The organism is Pediococcus pentosaceus ATCC 25745, assembly GCF_000014505.1.
Classification (GTDB): domain Bacteria; phylum Bacillota; class Bacilli; order Lactobacillales; family Lactobacillaceae; genus Pediococcus; species Pediococcus pentosaceus.
Map to the genome: position 1 here is coordinate 1,634,550 of NC_008525.1, position 16,837 is coordinate 1,651,386.

The following is a 16,837-nucleotide window of genomic DNA, read 5'->3' on the forward strand; positions in this document are numbered from 1 at the left end:
TCTACCAGTCTGTTTAATTTAACATACCTACTATCCTTGAACAACCTTATTGTTTAGGATATTTAATTAAAATGGCTTTTATATTTTATTAACACACAATTTTTTAGTCCCTCTGCATTAAAGACAAAGGGCTCACTTTAACCATTTGTATGTCACCCATTAGCCATAAAAACTTCTATTTTTTAGCTCTATTCTGCTGACAAAGCTTCGACTGGGTCCAATTTTGAGGCCTTACGGGATGGCGTAAAGGCCGCCAATAGACTAATAATGATACTAATCGCTATTCCAAAAATCAGATAACCTGGTGCGATTCCAATAATCGCAAAGTCGATATGCTTCATAGAAATTACGTTAGCTCCCCATTGAGCTAGCAATGCAAAAGCTGAACCTAAAATACTTGAGAAAAGCCCCAAGAAGAATGCTTCTGAAACAAAGAGGTTACGTATATCCTTTCGACGCGCACCAATCGCCCGAAGAATCCCAATTTCTTTAGTTCGTTCAGAAACGCTGATATAAAGTACCACAATAATCATAATTGCTGATACCAATAGCGAGATTCCCGCAATTCCAGCTAACACATAGAAGGCTAACATGATGTAAGTATTCAATGAATCCAGAATTGCGCCTACCCCAGTAATTGTGTATTGGGGGCGTTCTTTACCCTTAACATCATGCTTGTAGTTCTTAATTTTATTTTGAACGCTCTTAACATTCTGAGTGTTATTGACGTTGACTGTAAAGAAGTTGGGCTGGTAATCCAAGTTCTTATCTTTAAACATTTCTTTCAACGTATTATAGTCAATCGCACTCGTTCCCGAGGTAATTACCCCTGAAACTGTAACTTCTTTTTGGAGTTGAACCGGTTGTTTTTTACTATCCACGGTCGTTACGAAAACTGTAATTTTCTTACCCACAACGTTTTTATACTTTTTATCAAATTTTTTAGCTGTAGCTTTATCTAACAGGATTTCTCCATTACCAGGCTTGCTACCATATTTGATATCACCTTCACGTTCGGTCTTATTCCATGTCTGTAAAACTTGCAAACTAATTGATTTTTTACCAGCAACCGTCTTTGCAGATTGAACATAGTAGCCGCGTTCCACTGATTTAACATTCTTTATCTTATTCATTCGTTGGTAATCTGTGTTTGATAGATCTGCGGTTTCACCGTTTTCCATTTGTTCTTGGGTTACATTTTTAGCAACTTGAACAGCCGTTGGATTGATTTGTGATGAAATTTGGTCATTCATATAACCCGTAACTCCATTTCCCAAACCTAACATTAAAATAACCGAGAAAATCCCAATGGATGCCCCAAAAATGATTAACAGGTTTCGTTTGAAATTGTAGCTCATATGTTTCAAAGCCATTCGTAACGAAGCCCGGAACGTCAAATGTTTAGGGACCAACGTTTTTTCAGCGTCAGGGACTGGATAAGCCGCCCTTAAATCAGCCTCACCATGAATCACTCCGTCATCCAAATGGACCACTCGTGTACCAAAATCGGCTACTTCTTGCGAATGCGTTACAGCAATAACTAGTTTTCCATCTTTAGCAATAGATTCCAAAATTTCCAAGACTTCTTTAGTATTTTGACTATCTAAAGCTCCCGTAGGTTCATCAGCAATGATTACATCAGGGTCTCCAGCTAAGGCTCGCGCAATTGCCACCCGTTGTTTTTGGCCACCCGAGAGTTGATTAGGATGCTTTCGCATATGTTCTTTCAAGCCTACTCGTTCTAGTAATGCTTTAGCCCGTTCTACTCGTTTAGCATGAGAAAGTTTCGTCATTTCCAGAGAAACCATTACATTATCCAAAATGTTCAGATGACTAATCAAATTAAAACTTTGGAAGATGAATCCGATATTTTCTCTTCGATAAGCATCTAACACCTTAGGTTTAGCCGAGCGTAATGATTGTCCATTATAGACAATATCACCTTCGTACTGGTGATCTAATCCACCAATGATATTCATCAGGGTTGATTTACCACCACCGGATTCACCTAAAATTGAAACGAACTCGCCTCGATCAAATTGCAGATTGATTCCTTTTAATACTTTAAATTCTTGGTTACCTAGAAAATAGGATTTATGAACATCCCGAACCTCTAATAAACTCATACTTTCCTCCTATATGGTCCTTCAGTGATTATTTGGAGTGAACTTGTTGGAAATGTGTTGGGTAGAAATATTTCTCTACTTCCGTCACAATCAAAACAATGATTCCGGCTATCACTGGAATTAACCATTGTGCCCATCCCATGGAAGCAGTGCTAAAGATTGACTGCATGAATGGGACGTATGTTAAAGCAAATTGTAACACCAATAATACCGCAATTATCCAAAAAGCGTGTAAGTTTCTCAAAATATCTTTGGAGAACGCTGGCTTAGGAGTCCGTAGATTAAATAGATAGAAAATCTTACCAAATACAATGGTATTAACCGTCACCGTACTTGCCACTACTTCACTAACTCCATGGTCAATTAACCAATCGTAACCAAAAATTCCTAATCCGGCGATTAAGATGGAAACATAAACAATTTGAATTACATCGGCTCGATTTAAGAAGGATCTGCCCGCTGGACGTGGATTTCTATCCATAATGCCCTCTTCAGCAGGCTCGAATAGAAATGCAAATTGGATTGTAATGGCGGATACCATATTAATCCACAATAATTGGGTTGGGACTAATGGTAGATCTTGTTGCGCTAGGATAGAAAGTAGAACAATCAACCCTTCTGCAAAACTGGTCGGTAACAAGAAACGAATCGTCTTTTTAATATTATCGTATACTCGACGACCTTCTTTGATTGCCTTAGTTAAGGTTGCAAAGTTATCATCCGTTAGCACCATGTCAGCCGATTCTTTGGCAACGTCTGTCCCCTTCGTTCCCATTGCTATCCCAATGTCAGCTCGTTTTAAAGCTGGAGCGTCATTTACACCATCCCCGGTCATCGCCGTCACTAAATTATTAGCTTGGTAAGCTTTTACGATTCGTAACTTATCATTAGGGGTGGTTCTCGCAAAGACGTTGTAGTCTTGAATGATATTTTTTAACTGTTCATCATCCATCTCGTTGATTTCAGCACCAGTAATTGCAGCAATCTGGTCATCCAAGCTCAGTTTTTCAGCAATTGCGGAGGCCGTCTCAGGATGATCACCAGTAATCATTTTTACCTTAACTCCCGCCTTTTGCATCTCATGTAACGCTACAATCGTTTCTTCACGTGGCGGATCAATCAATCCCGCAATCCCTAAGAACTGCATTCCACTCTGTAAATCTTCATGTACAATCGTTTCTTTATTATCTTCAACTTCCTTATAGGCTACCGCAACTACTCGGTGCCCCTTTTGAGCTACTTCAGAAACTTTGTTGTACCAATATTGTTCATCAAAGGTAGCATCATCGATTGCAGCCATTCTAAAAATCTTATCTGGCGAACCTTTTACTAAAATTCTTCGGTGCCCTTCAGGACTCTGACTTAGTTCAGCAATGTAACGGTAATCAGAGTCAAATGGAATTTTATCGATTTCTTCCCATTGCGGTACCTGCTGATGAAACGCTTTGTTAGCTAGGGTTAGGAATGCACCATCAGTTGGTTCCCCGTTAATTACCCAGGTACCATTTTCCTTAGACAAGATCGTGTCGTTAGCTTCATGCCCAGCAATAATTAGCTTCCGTAAATCTTCATGCTGATGGACATCAATAACTTGGTTATTAAACCGAATTTCACCATGTGGTTGATAACCGGTACCCGTAATTTCATAGGTTCCTTGCTTAGTAATGATTTCTTCAATCGTCATTTCGTTCTTAGTAAGCGTTCCGGTTTTATCAGTAGCGATAACATTAACCGCTCCTAAGGTTTCCACAGATGGAAGAGACTTCATGATGGCATTTTGTTTTGTCATCTTCCCTACTCCCATCGCTAAAACAACCGATGTACTAGCCGGAAGTCCTTCCGGTAAAGAACCGACAATCATGGTAATTAAGGCGATTACTAAAACCGGTAACGAATAAATTTTAGTAACAAACCCGTAAATACCGACTAAGATCGCTACTACGATAATCGCGTACGAAATATACTTACCTAGTCCATTAATCTCACGCATTAGTGGAGTAGTTTTAGAGCCAACCTCTTCCACACTCGAACTAATCTGTCCTAATTCGGTATCGGTTGCGGTCGCTACTACGATACCCAATCCACTACCATTGGTCACGGCCGTTGACGTAAATGCCATATTAGTCTGATCACCTAGGGTCGTTTTTTCTGGCAATTTGTCTGTATTCTTTAAAACTGAGTCAGCTTCTCCAGTTAAAATTGATTCCTGAATTTTTAAATTATCAGCGTCGATAATTCGCAAATCAGCGGGAACATTGTCGCCGGCTTCTAGGAAAACAACATCTCCAACCACTAAATTTTCAGCAGGAATGTCTGTTCTGTGTCCATCCCGAATAACAGTCGCTTCAATTTGAAGCATCTGTTTAATTTTGTCAATTGCACTTGAGGCTTTTACCTCTTGGAAATACCCAATTAGGGCATTAATAATTACCACCATTCCAATAACAATCGAATCTGAATATTCTTTCAAAACAAAGGTAGCAACCGCAGCTAAAATCAAAATATAGATAATACTATTATTAAATTGCTTTAGAAACCGGATTAAATTACTTTGCTTTTTCTCGATCAACGCGTTGGGCCCGTACTTTTTAAGTCGTTCCCCTGCTTCTTTTTCGGTTAAACCGAGTTCAGAATTAGTCCCCAAATCTTGGGCAACCTTTTCAAACTCAATATTATAAAAATTATCATTGCGCGACTGCGCTCCATAGTCATCGGATGTGGATTTTACTTTCATCGATATTCTCCTTTTAAAATAAATTTTTGGGTTAACTAAATCATATCTAAAATGAATAATACGCGTCAACTAACTTATCTTTTTAATAAGAAATAAGTCTTAAAAAGAACCATTTAATACTTTGCAGTGGCTTGCTGCAAAATTTATTTTTCAAAAAAAGCCATGACTTTCAGGCCATGACTTTCAATTTTAGTTTTAAATTGTGCGTTTTCTCATTTTTTTCTCTAATGCCCCTAGGACTAGATCTGAGATAATCGCCATCAACGCGGTTGGTAATGCCCCGGCTAGGATAATTGCTCCACCATTTGTGGCATTAGTTCCACGAATAATGATATCTCCTAAACCTCCAGCTCCAACGAACGTTCCGATTGCGGTAATTCCAATTGCCAAGACAAGTGCATTTCGAATTCCGGCCAGAATCACCGATAGCGATAGTGGCAGTTCAATCATCCAAAGCACTTGAACCTTGGTCATTCCCATTCCTTTACCAGCATCTAAGTATGCTTCGTTTACGTTCAACATTCCGGTATAAGTATTCTTAATAATGGGCAATAATGCGTATAAGAATACCGTTACAATTACAGTTGTAACTCCTAAACCAAGACCCAACATTAAAATCGAGAGCATTGCTAAAGATGGGATGGTTTGAATAACATTAGCCAGACCAACAATCCAGCCACTCAATTTACGATGTTTAGAAATAAGAATTCCAATTGGGATTCCTACGATCGCAGCTAAAATCACCCCATAAATTGAAATTAAAAAGTGACGGCTAAATTCGGAAAGAACGTACATGCCATTATGAGAGAAGTAATAGGCTAATTGTTGCCAAATATTCATACTTTGCATTAGTTATTCCCTCCTTCAAAATAGTGGTTCTTTTCTAAAAATTCTTTAGCAACCACTGATGGTTCCTTCAAATTATTATCAACTTGATAGTTTAATTCTTGCATGGTCTGCAATGAAATTTTTCCATCTAATTTATGAAGAACCCGCTTCAATTCCGGATATTTCTTCAATGATTTATTATTCACAACCACACTTGCATTGTATGGTGGGAAGTAATTTTTATCATCTTTCAACAATTTTAAATTGTAGCTACGGATTCTTCCGTCTGTTGAGTAACCCAAAACCGTATCCATTTTATGACTAGCAAGAGCATTATAAACTAACCCAATTTGCATGGGATAAATATTACCAAAGCTATAACCGTAACGTTTTTTAAAATCTGCGTATCCATCACCCTTACGACTTAGCCAAGTTTGGTCAATTCCGACTTTCATATCTGACGAAATTTTCTTAAGATCACTAACATTTTCTAGATGATGTTTTTTGGCATAATCTTGCGTCACCATAAATTGGAAAGTATCCGCAAATCCGTAGGTTGGGAAATAGGTCATATCATAGCGCCGATTAAATTCTTTTTTAACATAGGCATTCACTTGTTCTGGAGTGCGCCCTTGGGGTCCATTCAAAATAGTCTGGTAATCCGTTCCACTAAAACGAACAGCCGTTAGGTCAGCTTCCCCACGTTTTTGAGCTTGAAAACTAACCGTTCCCGACCCCAAGTTATTGATAATCTCTGCATTCAAGTTAGTATCATGTTCAATCAATTGTTGAATAACTGAAGACATTACCTGTTGTTCAGTAGTATTTTGGGCAGCAATTTTAACTGTATTTCCAGTCGTACCACCAAGTCCTGGCCAGCCACAACCGGAAAGAACTACAGCTAATGCGCCCAACGGCAAAATTAATTTAAGAAATCTTTTTAACATTTAGCCCACCTCCCGTGTTCGAGGGGTTAATTTGTCTTCCAATTTTCCAAGTAATAAATCGGCGACTAAAGCTAAAATAATCACAGGGATTGATCCCGCTAAGATTAAATCCGGACGATATAGATTTAAACCGTTGAAAATCAAATCACCCAAACCGCCAGCACCGATATAAGATGCCAAAGCAGTCCATGCGATTACATAAGTAGCTGATAAACGAATTCCAGACATAATTACTGGTAATGCTAGTTGCAATTCAACTTTCCACAATCGTTGAAAACTATTCATTCCCATCCCTTTAGCAGCATCCACTAACGCTGGATCTACACTATCTAATCCCAGATACGTGTTTCTTAAAATAGGAAGTAATGAGTAGATAAATAACGCCACGATGGCTGGAGTTGACCCAATTCCAAAAATCGGAATCATCATTGCAAGCAAGGCCAGCGCAGGAATAGTTTGCATCACACTGGCTAAACCAATAACAAAACCAGAGATTTTAGGTGCCCGAATTAAAAGCATTCCCAAAGGTACTGCCACAATTATTCCCAGTGCTAAAGCAAAAGCTGAAATATAAATATGTTGTCCCGTTTTACTTAAGATGTCGCCTCCATATTGATTCAGGAAGTTGATCATTATTGATCACCATCTTTCTCTTTTTGCTCCTCCGATTTTGAACTAGCATCGGTACTGCTATCTGTAGTGATTCCATCATCTGTAAATAAAGCATCATAAACAATATCAACCAAGGTTGCTCGGGTAACAATTCCAACTAGTTTACGATCATTATCAACCACTGGAACGTTACGAAGTCCCCGTTTCAAAATTCGGTCAACCGTATCACGAATAATTGAATTTTCATTTACATAGAAAACATTTGGATCCATAATTTCGCCTACAGTTTTACCAGAATGGTAATACTCATTAATCTTTTCAATGCTTACAACTCCCTTAAGATGTTGTTCTGCATCGGTTACTAATAAAGTATCAACCCGTCGACTGTGCATAATATCAAGGGCTCGAACTACAGGTTGGTCAATCGCAATTGAAACTGGCTTATTAGCCACTTGCCCAACGGTCGTAATACTTGGTTTAGCTTGAATCAACCGATCTTGTCCAATCAAATTAGCCACGAAATCATTTGCTGGTTTTCGTAAAATATTTTCTGGTGTATCAACTTGAACCTGCTTACCACCAGTCATAACCACTATTCGACTTGATAAACGTAGTGCTTCGTCCATATCATGCGTTACGAAAATAAATGTCTTGCCTAGACGTTCTTGAAGATCTTTCACTAAGTCTTGTAAATCTTCACGGGTGATAGGATCAAGCGCACCAAAAGGCTCATCCATCAAAATGATATCCTGGTCAGCTGCTAGTGCACGAACAACCCCGATTCGTTGTTGTTGTCCACCAGAAAGCTGGGAAGGATAGCGATCTAAGAAGTCCTCTGGTAAATCAACCAATTTAATCATTTCTTTAGCGCGTTCGTTACGCTTTTCTTCAGACCATTTTAATAGTTTAGGTACTAATGTTATGTTTTCACGAATTGTCATATGAGGCATTAACCCAATATTCTGAATTACGTAACCAATCTTTCGCCGAAGCTTAACTGGGTCCATTTTGGCAATATCTTGCCCATTAATCTTAATGGTTCCAGAGCTCTGCTTAAGCATCCGATTGATCATTCGCATCGTGGTTGTTTTACCAGAACCGGACGTACCAATAAAACAGATGAACTCTCCCTTTTCTACATCCAGATTAAAGTCGTCAACGACCACTTTATTTCCAGGATAAACTTTCGAAAGATGGCTCATTTCAAGTAACATTTGTATTTAAACATCTCCTTATTAAATCTTGCAATCCTCTTTAAAGTGTTTAAAGAATTACAAGTTGTTGACCGCAACTATAACATACCTAGAAAAAAAATGCACAAAATCAAGCTTTTATCCTTGACATTGTAACCGACTTCTTTCCTATTATTAAAGCTTATTAAACTTGTGAAAACCAATAGATGTTGTAAGATAGTAGTATAAATTAAAAGGAGCTGATTAAATGGCAAAATATGATACATTACTTCCACGTTTTCTTAAATATGTAAAGGTAAACACTCGTTCAAATCCAAATTCTGAAACAGTTCCAACAGATCCAAAAGAAGTTGAATTTTTAAAAACTTTAGCTAAAGAATTAGAAGAAGTTGGCGTTGTTGATATTCACACACAAGAATCTGGTTACGTCGTTGGTACACTTCCTGCCAATGATGGTGGTAACACACCAGTTATTGGTTACATTTCTCACGTTGATACAGCTGACTTTAATGCTGAAAATATCCAACCACAAGTTCACGAAAATTATGATGGTAAATCTGACATTGACCTTAGTGGTGATGGCGAATGGGTACTTAGTCCTACTGTTTTCCCAAGCTTAAACAAATATGAAGGTCATGATTTAGTGACAACTAACGGACTCACTCTACTAGGGGCCGATGATAAGTCTGGGGTGGCCGACATTATGACTATGTTGGACTACTACAAGGCTCATCCTGAAGTAAAACATGGTGAAATCCGGATTGGTTTTGCTCCTGATGAAGAAACTGGTACTGGGGCCGACCATTTTGATGCAAAAGATTTTAATACTAAATATGCTTATACAGTAGATGGTGGTCCACTTGGCGAACTTGAATATGAAACATTCAATGCTGCTCAAGCTACAATTGAAATTCAAGGTAACGAAGTTCATACAGCCGTTGCTAAGGGATTGATGGTTAATGCACTCCAAGTTGGTATTGATTATCACAACATGCTTCCTGAACATGATCGTCCAGAAGAAACTGAAGGACGTGAAGGCTTCTATCATCTATTTAAGATGACGGGAACTCCTGACCATGCACAATTGGTTTACATTATTCGTGATCATGATCGTAAGATCTTTGAAGAACGTAAACAAAAGATGCAAGAAATTGGTGATAAGTTAAATAAACAATTCGGTCAAGAACGGGTAAAAGTTGAAGTTCACGACCAATACTACAACATGCGTGAAGTTCTTGAAAAAGACATGACACCAGTTGAAATTGCACAAAAGGCTATGGAAAATCTCGATATCAAGCCAGATATCTATCCTGTACGTGGTGGTACAGATGGTTCAAAGATTTCATTTATGGGCATTCCAACTCCTAACCTCTTTGCTGGTGGCGAAAACATGCATAGTCGTTACGAATACGTTTCTGTCCAAACTATGGAACGTGCCGTTGATCTCTTGCTTGAAATTAATCGTCTAAACTCAGAAGAAAATAACTAATTTTTTAAGGACTGTGACAACCTAGTTGTGCAGCCCTTTTTTAATAAAAAGGAGCTTACTTATGGCACTTACAATGGCTATAATCGGATTTGGTAAAAGCGCTAATCGCTATCACATTCCGTATATTAAAGAACGCGATATTAAAATCAAATATATCTATAATCACCGTCGTCATCGCGAAAAAGAACAAGGCTTTTATGACGCTGACACGATTTTCACTGATAAGCTTGACCAAGTTCTAAATGATTCTGAAGTTCAATTAATTACCATTTGTACCCCACCCGCAACTCATTTTGAATATGGTAAGTTGGTTTTGGAACATGGTAAAAACGTTCTGATTGAAAAGCCTTTTGTAGCTAATCAAGGCGAAGCTAAAGAACTCTTTGCATTAGCCCAGTCTAAAAAATTGCTAGCAATGCCTTACCAAAATCGTCGTTTTGATAGTGACTATTTGACTCTCAAAAAAGTCATTGAACTTGGGTACGTTGGTAAACCTTTGTCACTCGAATCACATTTTGACAAATATCGTCCTGATGACCGCCTCCATGAAGGATCTCAGGTTGATGGCCAATTTTATGGTCTAGGGGTCCACATGCTGGACCAAATTTTAGGACTCTTTGGGAAACCTCAGACTGTTAGTTATGATATTCGAGCTATCCAAAATTCAGCTAGTACAGTAGACGATTTTTACGAAACTCAATTGTTCTATGATAACTTTAAAGCAACGGTCGTTAGCAACCCTCTAGCAGCGCGTCCCTATCCGCGTTTCTTATTACATGGGACTAACGGAACGTATGTTAAATACGATATTGATCAACAAGAAAACGACTTAAAGTTAGGCATTATGCCTGGAGATCTTAATTTCGGCATTGATACACCGAGTCAATTTGGCGTGGTTAAATATAAAAACCAAAATGGGGATTGGATTGAGAAACAAATCCCTACTATAAATGGTGATTATGGTCGGGTCTACGACTCCATTGCTAAAACGTTAACTAATCGGGATGCGAAACTCGTTTCTGATGAGCAGGCCCTTTGGAATATGGAAATTCTAGAAGCCGGTATCACTGAAAAAGGGCCTCATCTTTATAATTTGAAATAAAAAAAACCATTAAACGATAAATGTTTCGTTTAATGGTTTTTACTTTACATTATTTCCAACGTAAATTTTTCATCGCAGCGCTTTTACCCGGCTGCTACCTTAAATTGCTCATTAACATATTTAGCATACATTTGGTGTGAATCAACCAATTCTTGATGGGTTCCTGAGCCAGTAATTTGACCATTTTCTACAAAATAAATTTGGTCACTATCCACAATTGTGGATAAACGATGCGCAATTACTAATGTGGTTCGGCCTTTCATTAGGTTTGCCAACGCGTCTTGAACTTTCATTTCGGACTCTGAATCTAAACTAGCTGTTGCTTCATCTAGCATTAAAATTTTAGGATTACGTAGGAACGCTCTAGCAATTGCAATTCTCTGTCGTTGTCCTCCTGAAATTTTAACACCTCGTTCTCCCACCTCTGTATCCAATTGTTTAGGCATTTCTTCCACAAATTTCTTAGCAAAAGCTAATTCAAGTACCTTCCACAATTGGCTATCTTCAAAGGTATCGTCTAACCCATAAGTCAAATTATCTCGAATGGTACCTGCCATCATCGCTGAATCTTGTGACACAAACCCAATTTGTTGGCGATAATTAGTCAGCTGGATATCTTGAATGTTGGTATCATCAAATTTAATTTCACCATGAGTAGGTTCATAGAAACGTTCTAACAAACTAAATATCGTTGATTTACCACCGCCCGAAGGTCCGGCAAAGGCAATTACTTGATTAGGTTTAGCTTCAAACGAAATATCTTTTAACACCGTTTCTTCTGGCGTATCAGCGTACGCAAAATCGACATGTTCAACTTTTAAATTCTTATCAGCTAAATCCAAAGTTTCTCCACGGTTAAAATCTTCTGGTTCTTCTTCAAGCAACTCTTCAACTCGTCTAGTAGAACCGGAAGCCTTCGCCATTTCTGAAAATAACGTCGCAATGATGGGCATCGCACCAATCAAATTAAATAGGTACATCAGAAAACTCATCAAAGTACCGATTTCCATTGCCCCAATCGCAATCCGATGAATTCCGTATGCTAACAGGCCAAAAATCATACTCATGAAAACCATCATCATAATTGGTTGCATTGCTGCATCAAAAATAGCTTCTTTCTTTCCAATTTTAAATAAACGATTTATTTCATTATCAGCATGTTCTTGAGCTTGATTTTCGGCATTCGAAGTCTTTACTAATCTAATTTCACTTAGTGTTTCACTAACAATTCCATTAAATAATGCTAGAGCATCTTGTCGAATATGACCAACTTTAGTACCGAAAGCCATAACTGGAACCATTAAAATTACTACTACAGGGACGGCAATTACCATGGCTAAAGTCATGTGCCAATCCATCCGAATCATCATATAAATGGTCCCAACTACGGTAATAATGCTGGCAAGAGTTTGAGGAAAAGTTACAGCTAGCAGTTGCTTAACTTGATTAGTATCGTTGACGAGCCGACTTGAAATTTCCCCGGCCTTGACGGTATCAAAATAACTAACTTTTAAAAGAGTCAATCTTTTCCACAACGTTTTACGGAGATTTTGGATAACATTCTCCCCAAAAATTCCCAACACGGTGCCGCCAATCGCTGAAAAAATAGCCGATGCAACAAAAAGTAAAACTACTTTTCCTAGCAATGCATAATCTACACCCTTGGAAAAATTATTAACTAAGGTTGAAGCTAATTTTGGAACGTATACTTGGACTCCCGAGCTAATAGCTAAGAGGAATACTCCTAAAAATAAAAGGACGTACTTAGGACTGGTTCGCTTAATTAATCCAAAGAATTGTTTAAAATTAAATTTAGTATGATCCTTGCGAATCGTATCATTGAAGCGTGCATTAGTTGCCAATTTTAACGCCGTCCTTTCTTCCAACCCTCAAAACCACCGAAACCGTTAAAATCACCTGGTTGCATTCTACCAAAGTGATTGTGGCGCAACATTTGTTCTCGAGCTCTTTCAAAATGGGGACTCATCTTGCCAAATTGTGCCCAGCGTTGATCATTATCAAATACTTCATTAAGCTTTTCACTAAATTCATCACTACCGATGTTATCAACCATTCGTTTTAGATATTGGTCTAAATATTCTAGTTCGCTATCAGAGAAATCTTTGAATAAAACGTCTTTTAAAGTATTCCCAATTGAACCATGTGTTTTCAAGCTTTCTCGACCTTTATCGGTAATTCTCACAACTGTCACCCGTGAATCTTTAGGCGATTTTTCTCGTAGAACTGTCCCTGCTTTTTCAAGTTTTTTAATAATTTGAGTAACACTAGAAGGTTTGATATCTAAATATTCAGAAATGCGTCCAGGAGTTACATTTGTTTCTTTAGCCAAAAGTTTTAAGGTTTCCAAAGCATTATCCGTTTTTTCTTCTACGCGGTTAGTGAAAACTAAAAAAGGTTCGTGGCTAACTTTCATTAAGTTATCTAAAATTTCATCTTTGTTCATAATAATGGTTCCTCCATTTTATTGATTGATTGATTGATTTATTTAGTTTCAGTTAAATTTAACAAACTAAATACTAGTATCATTTAGTTTGTTTGTCAACAATAAAACTAAATATTTTTAATGCACAAAAAACTCTCAATTCTACTCGGTTACACCCCGTAAAATTGAGAGCTTTAATTTTAAAACTATTTCATCCGAAAAAGGCCTAGTTCCGGATTCATTTCCAGTCACTTAACTTTTAAATCTTTTAATTGCGCTTCGACATCTTCAATTTTAGTCTCAACTTGTAACAATGCCGCTGCCGTATAGGCACTTTCAACCAGGGCGGTGTCATACAACTTAACTTCTTTATCCGTCATTTCTATCGCCATTTCTAAATTCATTTTGGCGCTTCCTAAGTCATAAAAGGCTAATAGCTTAGTCGCAGAATTATCTTCAAATGCTTGTATAATCCGTTGCATATCGGTTCCCACATCACCATTTTCTAACCCACCAGCAATCGTAACTGGAACATCTTTAGCGACTTGTTCGATTAAACGTTTAACGCCTTGAGCAATTTCACTAACATGCGAAACAATTACCACACCGTATTCCATAACTATTCCTCCACTTCTAGTAAGGCCTTCAAGAGGTAACCTGAAGACATGGCACCTGGATCAATATGCCCTACTGAACGTTCCCCTACATAAGAAGCGCGCCCTTTGGTAGCAATCATATCTTTAGTAGCTTCGACGGCCTTATCGACATCATCAGCAGTAAAATCAGTTTTTTCAGCAATAGGAGCCCATACATCCACCATTGTTTTTTCTCCGGTTTCTGCTTTCCCCCGTTTCTTAATTCCAGCTAATGCTGCTGGTAATAACGCACTAACTTCACCGTCTCCAACTTTGGCCATTTCCATAAAAGCAGTCCCATACAAAGGACCAGAAGCTCCACCAACTTTACTAATTAAACTCATTGCGATTGTTTTAAAAATAGCTGGAACGTCCGTAAAATCCTTATCGGCGATAGCTTCCATGACTGCATTCATCCCACGCGCCATATTGTTTCCATGATCTCCGTCCCCAATGGGTGTATCCAATTCACTTAGATAATCGTGGTGAGCTTGAATTTGTTCGTTAAATTTGGTCATCCAGCTTTTTACATTTTCAACATCTAACATACTATTTCTCTCCATCCTAATTAAAATTACCAAGCAATGGTATCTGTGGCGTAATTTAGGTTTTCAACAATTTCGTCGGATACCTTAAACAAGGTTAGTGAAATTCCGGCCATTTCAAGCGAAGTCATTAAACTACCTACCTTGGTGAATTTAACTTCCAAACCTAAATCAGCTAATTTATTTAAAACATCGTTCATGAAGATATACTGCTCCATGAGTGGGGTAGCTCCCATTCCATTAACTAAAACGGCTACTTGATCGCCCTTTTCGAATTTGAACTCTTGATTCAATTTTCCAACCAATTCTTCTACTAAGGCCTTGGAAGGTTGTAACTTTTCCCGCCGATAGCCTGGCTCACCATGAATACCTACACCGTATTCAATTTCATCTTCACCCAGTGTAAATCCAGGTTTACCTACTTCTGGAACAGTTGCACCACTTAAAGCGACTGCAATCGTCTTGATATTAGGCAAAACTTTTTGGGCTAATTGTTCTAGTTCGTCTAGATTGGCTCCTTTAGCTGCGGCCGCACCTAAAACTTTGTGCATGAAGATGGTCCCTGCGACGCCACGGCGTCCTTGGGTATAAGTACTGTTTTCTACCGCAATATCATCATCAACAACTATCGATTTAACTTTAATATCTTCCATTTCAGCCATGTCTTGAGCCATTTCAAAATTCATGACATCTCCAGAATAATTTTTAATTACTAAGAATACACCGGCTCCCGAATCAACTTTCTTGATTGCTTCAAAGATTTGATCTGGAGTTGGTGACGTAAACACTTCCCCACAAACCGCCGCACTCAACATTCCATCGCCTACAAACCCAGCATGAGTGGGTTCGTGACCACTTCCACCGCCACTCACAATTCCAACTTGACCTTGGATATTTTTTAAGTCATGACGATAAACTACACCTGTTTCTGGAATTCTTTCTAAATATTCGGGGTAACTTCTTACCAATCCTTGAACCATTTCATCGACAACATTCTTTGGATCATTAATGATTTTTTTCATGAAAACATTTCCCCCTCGGTAACTTTTTTCGTACAATTAAAGCATAGTAGAAAGCGATTACAATCACAAGAATAAAGCCTAAAAAGTTTAATAAAAATAAAATTCTCGTATAATGAATTATATGTACAAACCAAGGAGAACGATCAAATGATTTTAGAACGCAGCAATATGTTTAATAACGAAGGTATCAATAAAGAACTCACACGTGTAATTGGATCTGAACACGTTCAAGAGTTTAGCAACTTAGTACGTTACTATCGACTTTGCCAGTCCGCCGTAAATGAGATTGGAACCAAGCTTGAAAACTTGGATGGTGAATATCGAGGAGAATATGACCATAATCCCATTCATCATATGGAACAAAGAATGAAAACTATAACCTCTCTTTTTAATAAGGCAGAGAAAAAACATTTAGACCGTGATATCGAGTCTATTAAACAAAACATCTTTGATATTGGCGGGATTCGCGTTGTTACTAACTATATTAGCGATGTTTACACTATCCAAAAAAATCTGCTTTCTCAAAGCGATATTAAACTCATTAAAACTAAAGATTACATCAAAAATCCTAAACCTAGTGGTTATCGCAGTGTTCATCTAGTAGTTAGTGTGCCCGTATTTTTGTCTACTGGTCCGGTAAACACTCCTGTTGAAATACAGATTCGGACCGTTGGTATGGATATGTGGGCCAGTTTAGAGCATAAGCTTCGCTATAAGACCAACGTTGCTGACGAAAAAGTAGAACATTTTGAAAATCAGTTAGTCGAAGATGCTAATGAAATTTTTAAGATTGAATCAAACATGCAAAATATTTATCGTGAATTATCTGACCCACGGGTGTTTAAAGATGAAGGATAAATATCCCGTCACGTGTTTTTATGGAGTCCCAATCAAGCTTGATAATTCCGGTCATTACATATTTAATACTGAAATTAAAATCCATGCCTGGCGGAATGGCAAGCACACTAAAGGAAAGTATCTGAAACTCGGTCAATTATTTTTAACCGAGAATAATTTACTAGTGGCAATCGTAGGCGCAACTAAATTAAGCTTTAAAAATCGCCATAATTTTGTTCCTTTAGAACGCTTTACTAAGGAATTTATTTCAGATGAAATGCTGGAAATAGCTATCAAAAAATTTAAAGAGGAGGCGGTTTAGTG

The 16,837-nt window shown here is 38.0% G+C and carries 15 protein-coding genes; 4 read left to right on the forward strand and 11 right to left on the reverse strand.

The window, feature by feature from the left end; genetic code table 11:
- Positions 1-188 precede the first annotated feature (188 nt).
- From PEPE_RS08025 to PEPE_RS08050, 6 genes are all read right to left on the reverse strand, one after another.
- The gene (locus PEPE_RS08025) at positions 189-2,126 is read right to left on the reverse strand and encodes an ABC transporter ATP-binding protein/permease (RefSeq protein ID WP_011673786.1); all 1,938 of its coding nucleotides are present in this window, start codon (positions 2,124-2,126) and stop codon (positions 189-191) included.
- A 28-nt stretch (positions 2,127-2,154) separates the two neighbouring features.
- The gene (locus PEPE_RS08030) at positions 2,155-4,860 is read right to left on the reverse strand and encodes an HAD-IC family P-type ATPase (RefSeq protein ID WP_011673787.1); all 2,706 of its coding nucleotides are present in this window, start codon (positions 4,858-4,860) and stop codon (positions 2,155-2,157) included.
- Between the two features lie 195 nt (positions 4,861-5,055).
- On the reverse strand, positions 5,056-5,709 hold the full coding sequence (locus PEPE_RS08035) for an ABC transporter permease (RefSeq protein WP_002832921.1): 654 nt from the start codon (positions 5,707-5,709) through the stop codon (positions 5,056-5,058).
- A complete protein-coding gene (locus PEPE_RS08040) occupies positions 5,709-6,635 on the reverse strand; it encodes an osmoprotectant ABC transporter substrate-binding protein (RefSeq protein ID WP_011673788.1) in 927 nt (308 codons plus the stop codon). The genes PEPE_RS08035 and PEPE_RS08040 overlap by 1 nt, the downstream gene beginning before the upstream one ends.
- Positions 6,636-7,268, reverse strand: coding sequence for an ABC transporter permease (locus tag PEPE_RS08045; RefSeq protein WP_011673789.1), 633 nt, complete (start codon positions 7,266-7,268; stop codon positions 6,636-6,638).
- Complete coding sequence (locus tag PEPE_RS08050; RefSeq protein WP_002832918.1) at positions 7,268-8,461, reverse strand: betaine/proline/choline family ABC transporter ATP-binding protein; 1,194 nt, start codon at positions 8,459-8,461, stop codon at positions 7,268-7,270. Before PEPE_RS08050 ends, PEPE_RS08045 begins: the two co-directional genes overlap by 1 nt.
- A 226-nt stretch (positions 8,462-8,687) precedes the next feature.
- Between PEPE_RS08050 and pepT the strand changes: the two genes are divergently transcribed.
- Together pepT and PEPE_RS08060 are read left to right on the forward strand one after the other, a co-directional pair.
- The gene (pepT, locus tag PEPE_RS08055; RefSeq protein ID WP_011673790.1) at positions 8,688-9,929 is read left to right on the forward strand and encodes a peptidase T; all 1,242 of its coding nucleotides are present in this window, start codon (positions 8,688-8,690) and stop codon (positions 9,927-9,929) included.
- Positions 9,930-9,990: 61 nt separating this feature from the next.
- Positions 9,991-11,031: an oxidoreductase gene (locus tag PEPE_RS08060; RefSeq protein ID WP_011673791.1), complete on the forward strand. Its 1,041-nt coding sequence runs from the start codon at positions 9,991-9,993 to the stop codon at positions 11,029-11,031.
- Positions 11,032-11,114: 83 nt separating this feature from the next.
- Here the strand turns inward: PEPE_RS08060 and PEPE_RS08065 are convergent, their stop codons facing one another.
- The 5 genes from PEPE_RS08065 to dhaK form a co-directional block, all read right to left on the reverse strand.
- A complete protein-coding gene (locus PEPE_RS08065; protein ID WP_002832915.1) occupies positions 11,115-12,893 on the reverse strand; it encodes an ABC transporter ATP-binding protein in 1,779 nt (592 codons plus the stop codon).
- A 2-nt stretch (positions 12,894-12,895) separates the two neighbouring features.
- A complete protein-coding gene (locus tag PEPE_RS08070) occupies positions 12,896-13,495 on the reverse strand; it encodes a MarR family winged helix-turn-helix transcriptional regulator (protein ID WP_011673792.1) in 600 nt (199 codons plus the stop codon).
- Between the two features lie 227 nt (positions 13,496-13,722).
- Positions 13,723-14,091, reverse strand: coding sequence for a dihydroxyacetone kinase phosphoryl donor subunit DhaM (gene dhaM / locus PEPE_RS08075; protein ID WP_002832913.1), 369 nt, complete (start codon positions 14,089-14,091; stop codon positions 13,723-13,725).
- Between the two features lie 2 nt (positions 14,092-14,093).
- Positions 14,094-14,657, reverse strand: a complete 564-nt coding sequence (dhaL, locus tag PEPE_RS08080) for a dihydroxyacetone kinase subunit DhaL (protein ID WP_011673793.1) — start codon at positions 14,655-14,657, stop codon at positions 14,094-14,096.
- 26 nt (positions 14,658-14,683) lie between these two features.
- Complete coding sequence (gene dhaK, locus PEPE_RS08085) at positions 14,684-15,676, reverse strand: dihydroxyacetone kinase subunit DhaK (protein ID WP_002832911.1); 993 nt, start codon at positions 15,674-15,676, stop codon at positions 14,684-14,686.
- A 147-nt stretch (positions 15,677-15,823) separates the two neighbouring features.
- Here dhaK and PEPE_RS08090 point away from each other — a divergent pair, with 147 nt between their 5' ends.
- Positions 15,824-16,534: a GTP pyrophosphokinase gene (locus PEPE_RS08090; RefSeq protein ID WP_011673794.1), complete on the forward strand. Its 711-nt coding sequence runs from the start codon at positions 15,824-15,826 to the stop codon at positions 16,532-16,534.
- On the forward strand, positions 16,524-16,835 hold the full coding sequence (locus tag PEPE_RS08095; RefSeq protein WP_011673795.1) for a DUF7671 family protein: 312 nt from the start codon (positions 16,524-16,526) through the stop codon (positions 16,833-16,835). Before PEPE_RS08090 ends, PEPE_RS08095 begins: the two co-directional genes overlap by 11 nt.
- Positions 16,836-16,837 lie beyond the last annotated feature (2 nt).